The sequence below is a fragment of the Methylomonas sp. LWB genome (assembly GCF_001856095.1).
Taxonomy (GTDB): Bacteria; Pseudomonadota; Gammaproteobacteria; order Methylococcales; family Methylomonadaceae; genus Methylomonas; species Methylomonas koyamae_A.
In genome coordinates, this window is the sequence record NZ_MKMC01000023.1 from 324,776 (window position 1) to 339,191 (window position 14,416).

Below are 14,416 nucleotides of genomic sequence, written 5' to 3' on the forward strand. Positions count from 1 at the left end.
AAAAGGTGTAGGCCAAACAAACCTTCAAGCTTGTTTGCCGAACCCAACATATCCTCAGCGTCTTAAGATACTGGCGCGGATCGATTGCGTGTAGTCGTCGGCGCAGCCGTTTTTCTGCGCCTTGTCGAGTATTTCCAACGCCCCGGCGGCATCCCCCGCTTCGAACCGCGCCTTGGCTTCATCAACGTAGAACACGGCGTTTTTGCTGCCGGCATCGATGTATTGCATCCGCAACGCGGCGGCTTGCTCGGGGTCGGTTTGTTGCAGCGCATTGGCGCGGACAGCTTGCGTGTAGTCGTCGGCGCAACCGTTTTTCTGCGCCTTATCGAGTATAACCAATGCCCCTGGGGCATTGCCGGCATCCAACCGCGCCTTGGCTTCATCGGCGTAGAACGCGGCGTCTTTGCTGCCGGCGTTAATTTTCGCCATCCGCAACGCGGCGGCTTGCTCGGGGTCGGTTTGTTGCAGCGCATTGGCGCGGATCGATTGCGTGTAATCGTTGGCGCAACCGTTTTTCTGCGCCAGGTCGAGTATTTCCAACGCCCCTGCGGCATCCCCCGCTGCCAACCGCGCCTTGGCTTCATCGGCGTAGAACGCGGCGTGTTTGCTGCCGGCATTGATGTATTGCATACGCAACGCGGCGGCTTTTTGCATATCGCCTACCAGCTTGAGGCAGTCAGCTTGTATGGAACGCACATGGTCATCAAAAACTTTAGGATGTTCTTGCTCTAAACTGTCCAAACGGTTTAGAAAAGCTTCCGCGCCGTCGCGGCCGCGCGTCGATAAAGCTCTCCCCAGATTCGCCCAATAGGGCGGAAAGCTAGAATCCAGGCGGCAGGCATTTTCGAAGCACACCAATGCTTTATCGCTGCTCCAGCCTTCTTCCTTAGCCCAGCATTCGCCCAAAAAGCGCTGGACTTTATGGTCGTCCGGATTCAAGTGGGCCGCATATTCCAAGGCAGCTCGCAACTGCGCAATCGGCGCATGTGTTTTATGAAGATGGTTGTATAACTGCTCTATGCGCTGCTGCGCCCACGCTTTATTACCGGTTAGCAATTCCACTGAGATGTGTTGGATGCGCTCGTTATCGCCTGCCGCGATCAGGTGATGGAAGGCTTCCAACGCGCGGGAGATATTAAGCTGAGTCATGCGCTTGCTGCTGCCCAATTGCTTTAACCAGCACTGGGCAATTGCCGAATGCAAGGAACGCGTCTGCTCTATTTGAGCTTGCCCGGTGGTTGCCGCGAAATCGCCGCCGTCTTCTTCACTTTGCACCGTGTAGCCCAACTGGCGCGAGCGTAACCAACCGGCAATAAAACTGTGCAAATAATATTCGGTATGTGCGGCGTTGCTTGACAACAGGCAACGGCGATCCAGGCCTTCCCATGCATTCGTTGCATTTAGCCGGTGTTCCAAAATATCCACATGGTCATGGGGAATCGCGCTCCGGTACAAGGCAAAAGCTTGTAACAATTGGCGTTCCGCCTCATTTAATACATTGCGGTAAAGGTCGCCTAGCAATCGGTTCTCGATACCTTCATCGAAATATTCGCGGTGACGCTCTAACACTTGCAACGGCGTTTCGTTTTGTCCTACAGCCACCTCGATCAGCAGTTGCGTCGCCAACGGATGCGCCTGGTCACCATGGCCGCCGCCTAACCATTGATAAATCTTCTTAAGTTCATCGCCGCTGTATGCCCATGCGCTTGCGTCCTGCTCCGGAGCGGCCGCGCTTAGCCATTCCTTAAGGCTGTTTTTATCCAAGCCCGGCACTTCACATTCATTGGCGATACCGCCCAGCACACCTTGCGGCGGTCGTTCGCGCAATTCGAACAACCAATGCCATTGGTCGCCCAAGGCCTTGCTCAGCCCCATTAACAATAAACGTAATTTCGAATCGCGGAATCCTTGCGTATCCAACAAATGATGGGCGTTTTCTATCCATATCCAAGCGGGACGGGGATTGGGGTAACGCTGCTTAATTGCGGCGGCAATGGCGGCGATGCTGTCGCCTTGCGGCGCTGTGGGAAATTCGGCGGTTTCGCCTAGTAATGTGGCAATCTGGCGAAATAGCTCGTCTGCGGTTGTATAAGGTGAAACCGAAAAACGGTGCGGCTCTTTCGATTTCAACAAAGGCTCCTGCCCCAAAGTTTCGATGAATTTCGATTTGCCGTTGCCGCGCAAGCCGTATACCAACAGGAACGGCAGTTGATTAAGCTTGGTTAGCGAGTTCTTGATTAGCTGGTCTCGGCCATAAAGCTTGAACTCCCGTTTAACGGGTAGTGGTACCGGTGGTGGGGTTTGCGTTTCCTGTTCCGTTAATGGAGGCGCCGCAATGGTTAAATCGTCAGCCATGGGCGCTGACGCTTGCATGGCTTTGATGCCGTCGGGGATATCGAAAAGCCATTGGCCGCGTGGCGCATGTTTTCCAATCGTAGCGACTTTCCAGTCGCTATCGCCTTGTTTGTGTTCGTGTAAATCCGCCACGCCTTTGCGTGTAGCTAAATCGATGCTAACCAAGTTAATGCCGAACTCTTCGCTATGCTCCGCGCCTACCGCACCGGCGGCGATAGTGACGTGGTTTTGGCCGGGTTCAAGCCATTGGTTATGGCTATGGCCATGCAACCAGAAATGAAAGCCCTTGGAAATACGTGATGTGGCAATGTCGCGGTCGGCCTGATTCAGCCAATCGACAGGATGATGGATTAAGCCGATGCGTATATCGGCGTTTTTTATTGCCGTTTGCGCGGCATTGAATTGCCATTGGGCGGCCAGCCACACGGTGCGGTCATCCTCTGGCCCGGCGCAAGTCCAAGCCGAATTGAACCCGGCTATGCCGACGTTTAAATCATCGATGTCAACGGTTTGGGCGTAACAATGCCGCCCGTCGGTATCGGCTTGGTGGGGCAGGTAATTGTTGATGAATTGGGCGTATTCATCTAGCCGTTTGATGGCGTCTTTAAACTCGGTTGAACAATCTTCAAAACGTTGATTAATAGCTTCGATATGTTTTTTTGCTTCTTCTCCTTGAGCTCGAAGTGTCAACATTGCTTGGGCATCCGAGTTGACGCTGTCTCGATTGACGTCATGATTGCCCGGTACGACAAACAAACGTTCTTTCGGGAATGGCTTGCCATCTTGACCGCATACCTTGAGCAGTTCGTCGAAAAACGTCTGGGCATCTTCATATTGCTCGGCCAACGGCGAGCAGCCGGTTTCGCCGAAAGCAATGTCGCCGGTACAGAAAATCAGATCCGGACGCGGTATTTGTTCGTCCGCAAACATTCTCCCAAGGTATTCGATCAAGCCGTCCTGGGCGACACTATCGCGCCATTTGGTCTTTGGATGAAAATGAATGTCTGAGAGATGAAGCCAAGTCAGTTTGTTCTTCATAAAATTCAGTGCAAAAAATAAGTCTGAAAGAACTATTTATTCTAACGAAAATGTTGCTTTGACAAACTTATAAGTTACATTGATAAACAAATGGAGCCGATGCTAAACAATCCTGTCTATCATTTTCTCGTTCCCAAGCTCCAGCTTGGGAATGCTATCTCGGAAGCTCTGGTTTCCTATCCATATCCAGACTGGAAACTGGAGCTTCCAAGGTCGGGGCTCCCAAACCGGAGCTTGGAAACCAGCGTCACATAGTTCCGCGCTTCAATCAAACCCCGCATCTTGATTGGCAAAACTGCTAGGGCGGTTGTGCCGCCGGTGCTAACCTGCCGCCATCATGGTTTGCAGGAGTTTTTACGATGAACGATATTCGCGACCCGGTTTATGCGCGGCTGCTCAAGGCGGCGCTGGACTGTTTTCTTGCCGACGAATACCACAAGGTTACCACTCGTGCGATTGCCGACCAGGCGGGCGTGAACGTCTCGATGATCCGCTATTACTTCGGCAACAAGGAAGGCCTCTACGAAGAAATGATCCGCGAGACGCTCAAGCCTCTCTTGGACATGCTCGACAGCGATATGCTGTCCGAGGCCGGCGGTTTCGCCGACTATCTGCGTCTGTATTACGACACCATGCGCAAGCATCCCGAGTTTCCCAAGCTCATCCTCAAGGTGCTGGCCCTCAACCACGGGCCGGGCCGGCGTTTTATCCTGCAATTGTTGGAACGTGGCCGCAGCGGTGGCGCGCGGCGGCTGGGACAATTGAAGGCCAGCGGTCAAGTCGATCAGGCAATCAATCCCGACGTGGCGCGGATGGCTTTCGTCAGCCTTGCGATGATGCCGATGTTGCTGAAAGACATCTTCGAGGAACAGATGGGCGGGCAGATGGACGAAGCCTTCCTCAACGAACTCGCCGCTTTCAACGGCAAACTGCTGGCGGCGGGCATGGTCGCCGCACAAGCAGGAGCGTGACATGACATTGCAAAAGAATGCCGGCGCGGTGCGCCGCTTCGCCAAACTCGCCCGATTCGGCGCCTGGCTACAAAACCTGCCCAACAAACTCGTGCCGCCGCCGTTCCGCCTGATCCAGATCGGCTCGGCCTTTTGGCAATCTCGGGCACTGTATGTCGCCGCGCGGCTGGACGTCGCCGGCGTATTGGCCGACGGAGAAGCTACTGCCGAAACCCTCGCCGAACGCGTTGCCGCCGACGCCGATGCACTTTACCGCTTGCTGCGCATGTTGGCGGCGGTGGGCGTGTTCGAGGAAGTCTCGCCGCGTCGTTTCCGCAACAACCAGCTTTCGTCCTGCCTGTGCCCGGATCATCCCCACAGCGTTCGCGCCATGGTGCTGATGCACAACTCGCCGGAAATGAGCCGCCCGTGGTTCGAGCCATTGGAGCAGGGCGTAGGTAGCGGCGGCGTGCCGTTCGAATCGGCGCACGGGCAGGCGTTTTACTCGTATATGGACGGCAACTCCGAATTCGATAAGCTGTTCTCGCAGGCGATGGATAGCGTGGACGCGTTGGCCGGCGACAGCTTCGTCACCGATTTCGACTGGTCGCACTTCGAACGCATCATCGATGTCGGCGGCTCCAAGGGCGCAAAATCGCTCGCCATTCTCAAGCGCCATCCGCATCTCAAGGCGCTGGTGGCCGACCGCGAACAGGTCATCCAAGGCGCGGCGCAGTTCTGGAAGGACAGGGGAGAGGGCGCCGCACTGCAGCGCATGAGCTTTGAAGCCTGCGACCTGCTGCAATCCGTGCCCAAGGCGCAAAGCAGCAAGGACGTCTATCTGCTGAGCGCGGTACTGCACGGCTTCGACGATGCCACTTGCATCGCCGCTTTATCCAACGTGGCGAGCGCCGCCGCAGACTGTGACGCGACGATCGCCGTGATGGAAATGCTGATGCCGGACAGCCACGCCGACATCGCCACGGCCGCGTTCGACGTGCAGATGTTCGTCAACACGCGCGGCCGGGAGCGGATGCTGGCGGAATGGCGGCGCCTGTTGGATCAGAGCGGATTGGTGCTGCAGGAGGTGGTGGGCTTAAGGACGTTCGGAAACATCCTGGTGCTGGGTAGCGTTCAACGACGTTCGTCGCCATGACGCGGCAATTAACCGGCGATAGCTTGCGCGATAGGCCTTGGCAAGTTTGTAGTTGGCACTGCTGTTAGTGATTTTAAGCAAGCATTGGTTTAGCCAATTTTGCTTCGGCGAATAGTTCAGTATTCAGTCAATTTCAAAGCATGTCATAGAATTTCGCTTATCCGGCTGACTCCACTGACAATTTGCTCCGGCCTGAACGCCGAGAAACCCAAAACCAAACCGCTGGGCGGCTTACGTTCGATGCCGTAAAACGATAGCGGCCGTGCTTCAATGCCACCTTGTTTTAAGCGCTGGGTTACCTCGACGTCGTCGAATCCTTCCGGTAGGTATGCGCAGGCATCGAGTCCGGTGGAAATCGGGCAAACATCGAGCAGGCCTTTCAACTGGTTATCGCAGGCGGTAATAAACGTTTCGGCGCGTTCCTGGTAGACCATCTTCATCCGTCGCAAATGTCTGGCGTAGTGGCCTTCGGCAATAAATTCGCTCAGCACCGCTTGGGCTTCCAGCCCGACGTGGCGGCAGGTCAGGCTCATCGCCGACGCAAACGGTGTTTGCAGCCACTCCGGTACCACTGCATAAGCTAAACGGATACTCGGAAACAACAGTTTGCTGAACGTGCCCATATAAATTACCCGATCGCTGGCATCAAGACTTTTGATGGGTGCCATCGGAGTACCGTGGAAGCGGAATTCGCCGTCGTAATCGTCTTCGAGTATCGTCGTTTGATGGCGTTCCGCCCACTTTAGCAACGCGATTCGCCGTTCGAGGCTTAGTGCTGGGCCAATTGGAGATTGGTGGGCGGAAGTCACGTAGGCCAGTTTGGCGTGTGCGGCGTTTTGAATTGCCGCTTCGATATCCATTCCGTTCGAATCAATCGGTACGGCATGAACCCGTGCGCCGACGGCGGCAAACAAGGTTTTCGCGCCGGGATAGCCGGGGTCCTCCATCCACACCGTATCGCCGGGATCGAGCAGCAAGCGTGCGCACAAATCCAGGGTTTGCTGGGCGCTGTGGGTGATGATCACTTGCTCCGGTGTGCAGCTAATGCGCTGCGTATACCGTAAATGTTCTGCAATCGAAGCGCGTAACGGATGATAGCCGGTCGGATCGGCGTAACCCATTCTGCGCGGACGCAAGGCATTCGCACGTTTGGAGGCAATACGGTTCCAGATGTTCAGCGGAAAGTGCTCGAAATCCGGTTGATTGGGTTTGAAAGGAACGGGAGCGGATTCGGCGGCGCCGTAAAAAAAGGGCTGTCCGCCAGTACTTGACCCAGTTGCGATAGCCTGCCTTTTGCCGAAACCGCGGCGCGGTCTTGTGGGGCGGGTGCATTATCCAAACTATCCGGCAGTTTGGCTGAGACAAACGTACCTTTGCCGGTACGGGATGCAATATAGCCTTCCGCCAATAATTGTTCATAGCCCAAAACCACCATGCTGCGGGAAACTCCGTAGTGTTTGGCAAAATCGCGGGTAGTGGGCAGTCTGACGTTAGGTTTCAAACGGCCACTCAAAATAGCCAAGCGAATCTCGCTGTAAATCCAGTCTTTGATCGAGCATTGCGCCGGTTTCGCTGCAATGGAAAGTTCAATCTGTTCCGCTAATCTCACGATTCTATTTCGATAAATTGGTCTGGTTATTTTTTCACTTATTGGTATTTCTATTAAACCATTCGATTGGCGAGAATAGCACCAATTTCACGTGACCGACAGTATTAGGAGTAGCTCATGACCCAACGCTTCAGCTATCAAACCAGCGGCTATCAGGCCATGTACGGTTTGCATCAATACGTACAGGGCTGCGGGCTCGATCACGGCTTGCTCGAACTGATACGGCTGCGCATCTCGCAAATCAACGGCTGCGCGTATTGCATCAATATGCATGCGCCATTGGCGCAACAGAACGGCATATCCATCGTAAAGATCCATCTGGTGGCGGCCTGGAAGGAAGCCAATGTGTTTACCGAACGAGAATTGGCGGCTTTGGCTTGGGCGGAAGCCGTCACGGCGTTAAGGGACGCTGAGGTACCGGAATCCGTCTATCAGCTGGCTAAAGCGCAATTCAGTGAACAGGAATTATCCGACCTGACGCTTGCGGTAGCCGAAATGAACGCCTGGAACCGGTTGATGATTGCATCGAGAACGCCGCCGGAAATCGAGTAAGCGGAGCTCGATGATGCAATCTATAGACGAGATTATTGAAAACGATGACATTGAGGCGGTTTACCCACTGATGAGCATACTTCGTCCCCATTTGCCGGATGCGGTGGCATTTGTAGCCCAAGTGCAGCGGCAAACTCAAGCCGGCTATCATTTGGCCGGATTTCGTCGCAACCAGCAATGGCGAGGTCTGATTGGGTTTCGTCTGGGCGAAAACCTGCTGTACGGCACCTATCTTCAAAAGCTCATAACGCTTTAGACGGTTAAGTAATGCTCCAGATGTTTTGATAGCAAGCTAATTTGAATTTGAAAGCAAGATTCGGAGTGTTCAAGCACGGTGATTTGGGTAAATTAACGGCGTGAATGAACGAAATCCGGAGCCGACATGCCGAACCCGATTGAAACCGACGCTTTGCCAACAGAAAACGATCCTCGTTGGCAAGCCGTGTTGGCCCGCGATCCGGCAGCCGACGGTCGCTTTTTCTACTCGGTCAAAACTACCGGTATTTATTGTCGACCGTCTTGTCCGGCGCGTACCGCCAAACCTGAAAATGTGCAGTTCTATCTCAGCCGAGAAGAAGCTGAAGCGGCCGGATTCCGCCCCTGTCGGCGTTGTAAACCGGACCAGCCTGCCTTGCGCGAACAGCACGCCGATAAAGTGACCGAAATCTGCCGTTTGCTGGAAACAGCCGAAACCGAGCCTAGCCTTACCGAGTTGGCGGCTATCGCCGGACTAAGTACCTTTCATTTTCATCGAATTTTTAAGGCCATCACTGGCTTGACACCTAAAGCCTATGCGGCAGCCCAGCGCGGTAACCGGGTTCGGAATCAGCTGGCGAAAAGTCAGTCGGTAACCGCCGCCATCCATGATGCCGGTTACAACTCCAGCAGCCATTTTTACGAGCAATCGCCGCAACTATTGGGTATGACGCCATCCGACTACCGTGCCGGCGGTGCCAATAGCCGGATTCGGTTTGCATTGGGCGAATGCTCATTGGGTTCTATTCTGGTGGCGGCCAGCGAAATCGGAATTTGTGCCATTGCCTTGGGCGATGATCCCGGCCGCCTGGCTCGAGAGTTACAAGACCGTTTCCCTCAGGCTGAACTGATCGGCGGCGACAACGAATTCGAACGATGGGTTGCCAAAGTGGTCGGTTTGGTCGAAGCCCCGGCCATCGGCTTGGATTTACCGCTGGACATGCGAGGTACTGCATTTCAACAGCGGGTTTGGCAAGCTTTGCGGCAAATCCCAGTCGGCGAGAAAGTCAGTTACACCGATATTGCTCAACGCATAGGCGCGCCGAAGGCAGTGCGCGCGGTGGCCGGCGCCTGTGCCGCCAATAATCTGGCCGTCGCAATTCCGTGTCACCGAGTCGTTCGCTCGGATGGCGGTTTGTCCGGTTATCGTTGGGGGGTGGAGCGCAAAGCCGAGTTGTTGCGGCGGGAGAGTGAAGCATGAATGCCGGCGTATTGTCTTGCACATTGCCGCTACCTACGAATTACCGATTACAGGATATTTTGTCTTTCCATGCCCGTGATGCCTTGGCGGTTGCCGAAACCGTCGAAGCTAACCAATTACGTAAGGGCATCGTGTGGCACGGTTCACCGGTCTGTTTGACGCTCCGTTTTTTACCCATGGCCGCCGAAATAGAACTGAGCATCGATCAAACGTCGGCTTCATTGGACGTTGACAAATTATCCGTAATGGCAGCTCGAATGCTTGGATTAAATCAGCCCGTTGAGTTGGTCATGCTCCGAGCTTTGCACGCCGCCGCTCCCGGAATTCGAGCGGACTTCAGTTTTTATCAGCATAACGGTCTTATTCCGGTCGGCGGTCGGAAAATGAGCCAAAATTCGGTTACCAATAACGAGGCACGCATGTACTTTGCGTTAGCTGGCATGGAGGAAGGTTGATGAAATTCACTGGTTGGGCTGTGGCGATTCTGCTGCTGTTGCCGATTTCGGCGTTAGCTGTTTTCAAACCGGTTCGGGTGCTGATTCCGGAAGCTTTCGGCGTCCGTTGCAACGAACAAAACCTGTGCATAGACGATGTTTCTCAGCTTACGGCCGCGGAGTCGCTACTTTCCAACTCGAAAACTTATCTTGCCGCGCAATGGGGCTTGTCTATCGGCGAGCCGAAGATCATCTTTTGTCGCACCGAGCCATGCCGGTCTGCATTCGGTCTATCGAACCAGGCCGGATTCACCTTGGGCAGTTTCGCCATCGCCATCGCGCCGCGCGGTTGGCAACAACACTACGTGGCGCATGAGCTCATCCATCATTGGCAGGCCGACCACTTCGGCAGCCTGGCACTGCTAACCGGCGAGCCGTGGCTAATCGAAGGCATGGCCTATGCTCTGAGCAACGATCCGCGTATAGAACTGCATCAGCCGTTTGAGTCCTATCGTCAGCGTTTCAATGACTGGTACAAACGCAATGCCGACATACCGCTCAAGGAATCGCTGGGTGGGGTGCTCTGAAAATGGCGTCAAGTAGGGCAATGTCCCCTACCAAAAATGGGGTTGGTGCGATAAGCCGTAGGCCATCATTTTGCCCAACCGTACGGTGCCTCAATCTGTATCGCTACCCGTAATCATGATGAAATACAAAGGTATAATTTTTGATTTCAACGGCGTTTTGCTTTGGGATGCACCGCTGCACGTTCAGGCCTGGCAAGCGACGGCGCTACGCCTTAGAGGCTCACATTTAAACGACGACGAATTTTCAATCCATGTGCATGGCCGTACCAATCGTCACATTTTGAGCTATCTCTGCGGCAGAAACTTTCAAGAAGCGGAGCTGCTTGAGCCGATACAAATCAAGGAGTCTATGTATCGGGATTTATGTTTAAAAAATCCCGAGACGTTTGTTTTGTCTCCCGGTGCCGAAGCGCTGCTTGACTTGGTTTCTAGCAAAGGTATACCCCGTACCATCGCGACAGCCTCCGAAAAAACCAATCTGGATTTTTTCATCCAACACCTCGGTCTGGATAAGTGGTTCGATCTGCCACGGATTGTCTTCGACGACGGGGCTCTTCCCGGTAAACCCGCGCCGGATATGTACGCCAAGGCGGCAACCAATATTGGTTTGCCGCCGTACGATTGCATCGTTGTCGAGGACGCTATTTCCGGTTTCCAATCCGCCCATGCCGCCAACATCGGCCATATCGTCGGTCTTGGTCCGCTTGAAACGCACAACAAGCTTCTCGCCTGCCAAGGGGTCTCGACCGTGATCGAGAGTTTTGAGCAATTTCCGCGCGAGTTGTTAGCCAATGCATGACCTGATAACCGTGACCGGTTAGATCGGAATTCAGACCAAATGACCGGAGCCGGCCAGCTATGGCGTATCGAAGCGTAGGCAATGCGGTAGATGAATAATATTTGTGTCATCTTCGATTTGGACGGCACACTGGTGGACAGCGAAGGACTGTGCAATCGAGCCTTTCTCGACCTGCTTCCGCAGTTGGATGATCCGCTGGAGACCTTGATCGAGCGCTATCGCGGCCAAAAACTAAGTTCGATTCTGATTGACCTTGAACACTGTCTTGGCCTAAAGCTGCCGGATTCGTTTGAACAGCGCTATCGCCAGCGGGTTGCGGCACTCTTCGCGTGTGATTTGAAGCCCATGCCGGGCGTTTTGGAAATGCTCGCAACCCTGAATTCGCCGAAATGCATTGCCTCCAGCGGGCCGCTTCCGAAAATCCGTCAAGCCTTGGCAGTCAGCGGTCTTGCTGCCTATTTTGGTGACAATCTATTCAGTTCCTATGAGATCGGTTCGTGGAAACCCGATCCAGGGCTATTCCAATATGCCGCCAGTGCAATGGGCTTTGAGCCGAGCCGGTGCGTGGTGATTGAAGATAGCGAAGTGGGGGTAACGGCTGCGGTAGCCGCAGGCATGACGCCGCTGCATTTTATACGAACCGGCGTGGCCGATTCGTATCGGACCTCGGGCAATACGGTATTCGATGATATGTCCCAGCTGCCGCAACTGCTCAAGCGGTTTACTAATATGGCGGCATTCAATCGTTAGCCATTCAGGCCTCACCGGCAACCGCCAAAATCAGTGAAAATTTCGCCCGAATGCAAGACCGCAGGAAAAAAAGCATGACGGCAAAAGAACGTCAACAATTTTGGGTAGCCAACGGCCGCCGAAGTCAGCATATTGGCCGAGCGCACCGGCTCATCCAGTACCGAGATTAGGCAGATGATCGAGAAAATTCGGCGAGTCTCTCAAGCGGCCGTCACCGCGATGAAAACGGCGTGAAAGGGGGTGGATTCCGACGTGGCCTGTCGAAAAACGCCGGCGATTCGGTGCGGAACATCGTGGAATCTCAAAGCCACGTCGCGATGTCCGTCGACAGCATCAACATGGCGCTGAAGGAACAAGCCAGCGCGACCAGGGAAACGGCCGGTCGCGTCGAATCGGTATCGCATGGCGCGCAAGCCTTGCCGGTTACCGTGGAGCGAACCGAGATGAATGCCAGGGAATTGGTGTCGAAAGCGCAATCGCTGGACAAATTAGCGGCCAAATTCAAACTCTAATCCCGCCCGTCGCGGGCATTGGCCGGGGCGTTGGCGGCTTAGTCCTCGTGCCGCTTCATCGTTGTTCCCGCCGGCTTAAAGGTGTGCAAATCGACCGTGGTTTCCGCCGCCTGGCTGGCGCAACCCCAGTTCAGCGGCTGGTCTTGGGTGAAGCGTTTGCCCAGTTGCCAGGCGATTTCGGCGCGAGCCAGTTCCACACCCAGATAAAACGCATGGCCGCCGTCGGCTTCGACGCCGAGCTTCGGATACAGCTCGAACGGGTCCAGCGCGGTGTGCAGGCCGTCGCGGTTGAACACGTGCAAACCCTCGCCGCTGACTTGAATCCGGTAGCTCGGGTCCTTGATTTGCCCGGCCAGCGTCTCGATTTCCTCACGGCTGTTCAGAAACGGCGCGGTGTCGTGCACGGTCAGCAAGTCGGGGGCAATGTGCTTGGGCAGCGTGTTGTGCTGCTTGGCGGCGTACATGATGCGCCGCGCCCGGTCGGCCTCGCGGATCGCCCGGCAGGCGTGCTTGCTGACTTCTGTGGCTAGGATGTGGCCGATGTCCAGTTCCGAGCAAATGCCCAGCAACAGCGCATTGATGCCGGAAGTGTCGGCGTGAGTCAGTTCGGTCAAATTGCCGACGCCCATCATCATCTCCACCTTGGGATAGCGTTGGCGGAAGGCGTGATTGCGAACCACGGATTCGGTAAAGCCGAAATGGATCGGGTCCAGAATAGGATCGACGATGAAGGCGCGGCCCTTGGCTAGCAGCGTTTCGATGGCCTTGTCCAACGTGCTCAGGTCGCCGTGGGTTTGCGGAATCAAAATCGGCGTGGCCGCCACCTCGTCGGCGATCCACAAACTGCGCTCGGTCAAACTCAGCATGTAATCGGCGCCGGCCCCGGCGCCGGCCAGCAAATCGGCGTCTTCCAGCGAATCGATGCTGACCGTGTAGCCGGCCTGCTTCAAGGCCTGGATGGTCTTGCGCAAATGCGGGAACGGCGTGCCGGGCAGGCAGCCGATGTCGATTACGTCGGCGCCGTTGGCGACGTAGTAGGCGGCGCGTTGCAAGATCGCCTCGATACCGATGTTCGGCGCATCGACGATCTCCGCGAAGATCTTGGTGCGGTAGTTGCTCAAATCGTAGTGGTGGGCGGCCATGCCGAAATGTTGCGGCAAATCCTTGATTTCCTCAGGGCCGCGCTCGACCGGCACGCCGAAGTGTTGGCTCAGCACCGCCAAGTCGCCTCGGCAGCGGCCGGGCAGTATCACCCGGTCGGCGCCCAGCGCATCCGGCAGGCGGCGGATAATCATGTCCACGGTAATCAGCGCGGCCACCGTCACGCCCATCACGTGTACCTTGTACTGAAATTCCGGCTGCATCGCTTCCAGTACTTGGCGGACTTGCTTTTCCGCCAATTTGCCGGTGATGAACAGAATTTTTTCGCTCATAGCGCCGCCAGTCTGGCCTTGACCGCGACGATCAATTGCTCCACGTCGTCGACGACCTGGGTGTAGGGAAAGCGGCGCAAGCGGTCGGTGGCTTCCAAATCGATGGGCCTGGGATAGACCATGAATTTCTTGTGGCCGGGCGCGGTGGTTTCGATTTCCGGTGCGGTATCGCAGGGATAGATAATGCTCGGAATCCGGCACTTGCCGGCCTGGGCGTACAAATTGGTCGCCAGCGAATCGGCGATACCCAGCACGCATTTGGCGACGGTGTTGGACGTGGTCGGCGCCATCACGAAGGTATGGTAATCGCCCTTGTAAAACAGACCGACCGGCGGCGCCGAGGCGGCCTTGTCGCGGTACACCGGCATTTGGGCGCGGATGTCGTCGAGTTTGATGCCGTACATTTTCAGCACTTCCTCGCCGGCCTGGCTCAGATACAGATCGACATGATCCAGCGTCAAAATAAACTCCAGGCATTCTTCTATGTAATGTCCGGAACCGGTAATGGCCCAGGCGAGACGCGGCGTAGTCATGGTTAAGGTATCGGTGGCGGGGCGCTTATTATACTGGAAGCGGCCGGCTTTGCCGTTTGAGAGGGGGCTTCGGCTTCGGCTCCGCTCAGCCGGCGGATAGTCGGTGTGTGGCCGACTCGTGCCGCTTGGGGACGTTAGCAAGCGTCAAACTTAACGGCATCGCCCGACCGATTTAGGCATAATGTTCATCGGGCTTAACGGTTTAATCTCTATCAACGAAAGGAAGGGTGAGCCATGGTGGAATACTCGCGC

Annotated in this window: 15 protein-coding genes; 10 read left to right on the forward strand and 5 right to left on the reverse strand. The window is 55.4% G+C overall.

All coding sequences use genetic code 11. From position 1 onward, the window contains the following. Positions 1-54: 54 nt before the first annotated feature. On the reverse strand, positions 55-3,393 hold the full coding sequence (locus BJL95_RS12135; RefSeq protein ID WP_071158250.1) for a metallophosphoesterase: 3,339 nt from the start codon (positions 3,391-3,393) through the stop codon (positions 55-57). Between the two features lie 359 nt (positions 3,394-3,752). Here BJL95_RS12135 and BJL95_RS12140 point away from each other — a divergent pair, with 359 nt between their 5' ends. Beyond that, complete coding sequence (locus BJL95_RS12140) at positions 3,753-4,364, forward strand: TetR/AcrR family transcriptional regulator (RefSeq protein WP_071158252.1); 612 nt, start codon at positions 3,753-3,755, stop codon at positions 4,362-4,364. Between the two features lies 1 nt (position 4,365). Further along, entirely contained in the window at positions 4,366-5,499 is a 1,134-nt protein-coding gene (locus BJL95_RS12145; RefSeq protein WP_071158254.1) for a methyltransferase, read from the forward strand. A gap of 143 nt (positions 5,500-5,642) precedes the next feature. On the opposite strand, the gene BJL95_RS12150 is transcribed toward BJL95_RS12145, so the two are convergent. Next, entirely contained in the window at positions 5,643-6,782 is a 1,140-nt protein-coding gene (locus BJL95_RS12150) for a PLP-dependent aminotransferase family protein (RefSeq protein ID WP_368086603.1), read from the reverse strand. Beyond that, positions 6,674-7,108, reverse strand: coding sequence for a GntR family transcriptional regulator (locus tag BJL95_RS23920; protein ID WP_175463705.1), 435 nt, complete (start codon positions 7,106-7,108; stop codon positions 6,674-6,676). Before BJL95_RS23920 ends, BJL95_RS12150 begins: the two co-directional genes overlap by 109 nt. Before the next feature lie 117 nt (positions 7,109-7,225). On the opposite strand from BJL95_RS23920, the gene BJL95_RS12155 reads away from it, so the two are divergent. From BJL95_RS12155 to BJL95_RS12190, 8 genes are all read left to right on the forward strand, one after another. Continuing rightward, positions 7,226-7,660 carry a carboxymuconolactone decarboxylase family protein gene (locus BJL95_RS12155; protein ID WP_071158256.1) on the forward strand — a complete coding sequence of 145 codons (435 nt, stop codon included), beginning with the start codon at positions 7,226-7,228 and terminating at the stop codon, positions 7,658-7,660. Positions 7,661-7,673: 13 nt separating this feature from the next. Then, the gene (locus BJL95_RS12160) at positions 7,674-7,916 is read left to right on the forward strand and encodes a hypothetical protein (RefSeq protein WP_175463706.1); all 243 of its coding nucleotides are present in this window, start codon (positions 7,674-7,676) and stop codon (positions 7,914-7,916) included. Positions 7,917-8,042: 126 nt separating this feature from the next. Beyond that, on the forward strand, positions 8,043-9,116 hold the full coding sequence (ada, locus tag BJL95_RS12165) for a bifunctional DNA-binding transcriptional regulator/O6-methylguanine-DNA methyltransferase Ada (RefSeq protein WP_071158258.1): 1,074 nt from the start codon (positions 8,043-8,045) through the stop codon (positions 9,114-9,116). Beyond that, positions 9,113-9,571 (forward strand): hypothetical protein, encoded by a 459-nt coding sequence (locus BJL95_RS25165; RefSeq protein WP_071158261.1) that lies wholly within the window; start codon positions 9,113-9,115, stop codon positions 9,569-9,571. Before ada ends, BJL95_RS25165 begins: the two co-directional genes overlap by 4 nt. Further along, a complete protein-coding gene (locus BJL95_RS12175) occupies positions 9,571-10,137 on the forward strand; it encodes a hypothetical protein (protein ID WP_071158262.1) in 567 nt (188 codons plus the stop codon). Before BJL95_RS25165 ends, BJL95_RS12175 begins: the two co-directional genes overlap by 1 nt. Positions 10,138-10,252: 115 nt before the next feature. Continuing rightward, positions 10,253-10,936 (forward strand): HAD family phosphatase, encoded by a 684-nt coding sequence (locus tag BJL95_RS12180; RefSeq protein WP_083385963.1) that lies wholly within the window; start codon positions 10,253-10,255, stop codon positions 10,934-10,936. A gap of 90 nt (positions 10,937-11,026) precedes the next feature. Beyond that, the gene (locus tag BJL95_RS12185; RefSeq protein WP_071158265.1) at positions 11,027-11,686 is read left to right on the forward strand and encodes an HAD-IA family hydrolase; all 660 of its coding nucleotides are present in this window, start codon (positions 11,027-11,029) and stop codon (positions 11,684-11,686) included. Between the two features lie 281 nt (positions 11,687-11,967). Continuing rightward, positions 11,968-12,198, forward strand: coding sequence for a hypothetical protein (locus BJL95_RS12190; RefSeq protein WP_071158266.1), 231 nt, complete (start codon positions 11,968-11,970; stop codon positions 12,196-12,198). Positions 12,199-12,236: 38 nt separating this feature from the next. On the opposite strand, the gene BJL95_RS12195 is transcribed toward BJL95_RS12190, so the two are convergent. Together BJL95_RS12195 and BJL95_RS12200 are read right to left on the reverse strand one after the other, a co-directional pair. After that, complete coding sequence (locus BJL95_RS12195) at positions 12,237-13,631, reverse strand: DUF6513 domain-containing protein (protein ID WP_071158267.1); 1,395 nt, start codon at positions 13,629-13,631, stop codon at positions 12,237-12,239. Continuing rightward, positions 13,628-14,164: a flavoprotein gene (locus tag BJL95_RS12200; RefSeq protein ID WP_064030220.1), complete on the reverse strand. Its 537-nt coding sequence runs from the start codon at positions 14,162-14,164 to the stop codon at positions 13,628-13,630. Before BJL95_RS12200 ends, BJL95_RS12195 begins: the two co-directional genes overlap by 4 nt. Positions 14,165-14,416 lie beyond the last annotated feature (252 nt).